Raw genomic sequence first — 2,344 nt, 5'->3', positions numbered from 1 at the left:
GAAGCTCTACGACAAGCTCGAGACCGGCGATCTCACCGAAAGCCTCGACCGCCACATCCGCGCCGATGCCCGGTTCAATCTGGTCGTGGCCGCTGACGTGTTCGTCTATTGCGCCGACCTGACGCTGATCACGGCGCTGGTCCATGATGTGCTGGCGCCGGAGGGGCTGTTCGCATTCACGGTCGAGACGCATGGCGAAGGCGGCGTCATCCTCGGGCCGAAGCTTCGCTATGCGCATGGCGAGGCGCATGTGCGGACCGCGCTGGAGGCGGCTGGATTGACGATCCGCAGGCTCGTGCCGGTCTCGACCCGGATGGAGGCCGACGTGCCGGTGCCCGGATTGCTGGTGATCGCGGAGCGCGCCCCGTCTTCGCCATTGTCGCAGCGGTAGAGTAGGGGGCGTGACCCTCTTCGAGCCAATCGCCCCCGCTGACAGTCTTCCGGATATTTTCACGCGCTGGTTCACAGCGCGCGGCTGGACGCCGCGTGCGCATCAGCTCGAATTGCTCAAGCGCGCGCGGGAGGACAAATCGGTGCTCCTGATCGCACCGACCGGCGGCGGCAAGACACTCGCGGGCTTTCTGCCGACGCTGGTGGAGTTGAGTGCGAGCAACTCGGGCGCCGCTTCTTCGCCCCTCCCCCCGCGAGCGGAGCGAGTGGTGGGGAGGGGGCGGGGGTGGGGGTGGGGAGAGGTTAAGTCAGATGAAAGTGGCCCCCCACCCCTAACCCCTCCCCCCCGCTTCGCGGGGGGAGGGGAAGAGAGTCGGCTCCCGGGGGGAGGGGAGAAGAAGCGCCTCGTTTCCACGGGTCGCGGTGTCCGCCGTTCGCAGGGCCTGCACACACTCTACATCTCGCCGCTGAAGGCACTCGCGGTCGACATCGCGCGCAACCTCGAGATGCCGGTCGCAGAAATGGGATTGCCGATCCGGGTCGAGACCCGCACCGGTGACACGCCGGTGTCGAAGCGCACGCGCCAGCGCCGCGATCCGCCCGACATCCTGCTCACGACGCCGGAGCAACTGGCGCTTCTGCTCGCGTCGGCCGATGCGCCGTATCTGTTCGGCACCTTGAAACGCGTGATCCTCGACGAACTGCATGCGCTCGTCACATCGAAGCGCGGAGATCTTCTTTCGCTCGGGTTGGCGCGGCTGTTCCGGCTTGCGCCCGGTCTGCATACTATCGGTCTGTCGGCGACCGTCGCTGAGCCGGATGATTTGCGGCGCTATCTCGTGCCGCAGCCGCAGGACGGTGAGAATCTCGCCGATCTCGTGATCGCGAAGCCGGGCGCAGAACCCCATGTCACGATGCTCGAGCCGGACACGCGCGATCCGGATTCATACATCCCATGGGCAGGACATTCCGCCCGTCACGCATTTCCGCAGATCTACGAGCTGATCAAGCGACACAAGACCACGCTGGTCTTCGTCAATACGCGCAGCCAGGCGGAGATGATCTTCCAGGAGCTGTGGCGTATCAACGATGACGGGCTTGCGATCGCGTTGCATCACGGTTCGCTCGATGTGGCGCAGCGGCGCAAGGTTGAGGACGCCATGGCGCAGGCGAGACTCCGCGCCGTGGTTTGCACATCATCGCTCGATCTCGGCATCGACTGGGGCGACATCGATCTCGTCATCAATGTCGGTGCGCCGAAAGGCTCATCGCGTCTCCTGCAACGTATCGGCCGTGCAAACCATCGTCTCGATGAGCCTTCCCGCGGCATTCTTGTGCCCGCCAACCGCTTCGAGGTGCTGGAATGCCGTGCCGCGATCGAGGCCGTGGCGGACAATGCACAGGATACGCCTCCGTTGCGGACCGGTGCGCTTGATGTTCTGGCCCAGCACGTGCTCGGCACGGCCTGCGGCGAGCCGTTCGATGCGGACGTGCTGTTTCGGGAGGTCGTGAGTGCCGCGCCGTATCGCGGTCTCGCGCGGGCCGATTTCGACGCGACGATCGATTTCGTTGCTACGGGCGGCTACGCGCTGAAAGCTTATGAGCGCTTCGCCAAGATCAGGCAGGACAAGGCCGGCCGCTGGCGTGTGACGCATCCGCGATTTGCGCAGGCCTATCGCATGAATGTCGGCACCATCGTCGAGGCGGTGATGCTGAAGGTGCGGCTGGCGCGCTCCCGCGGTGGAGCGAACGGCCGCACGGGCCCGATCGCACGTGGCGGGCGCATTCTTGGTCAGGTGGAGGAATATTTCGCCGAAACGCTGGCGCTCGGCGACACCTTCGTATTCGCGGGCGAAGTGCTGCGCTACGAGGCGATGGTCGAGGACGAGCTCTACGTGTCGCGCGCCACTTCCGATGATCCCAAGGTGCCGTCCTATGAAGGCGGCAAGTTCCC

2 protein-coding genes are annotated in these 2,344 nt (G+C 65.4%); both read left to right on the top strand.

Going from position 1 to position 2,344, the window contains the following annotated elements; all coding sequences use genetic code 11:
* The coding region (locus tag VN004_RS04035) for a class I SAM-dependent DNA methyltransferase (protein ID WP_414710225.1) at positions 1-391 on the top strand (391 nt) is incomplete at its 5' end.
* A 10-nt stretch (positions 392-401) separates the two neighbouring features.
* On the top strand, positions 402-2,344 hold a 1,943-nt coding region (locus tag VN004_RS04030), incomplete at its 3' end, for a DEAD/DEAH box helicase (protein WP_325607264.1).

The organism is Pseudorhodoplanes sp. (assembly GCF_035565855.1).
In the GTDB taxonomy this organism is placed as follows: domain Bacteria; phylum Pseudomonadota; class Alphaproteobacteria; order Rhizobiales; family Xanthobacteraceae; genus Pseudorhodoplanes.
The sequence above is the reverse complement of the archived record's forward strand: the minus strand, read 5'-3'. Positions and strand labels throughout refer to the sequence as shown.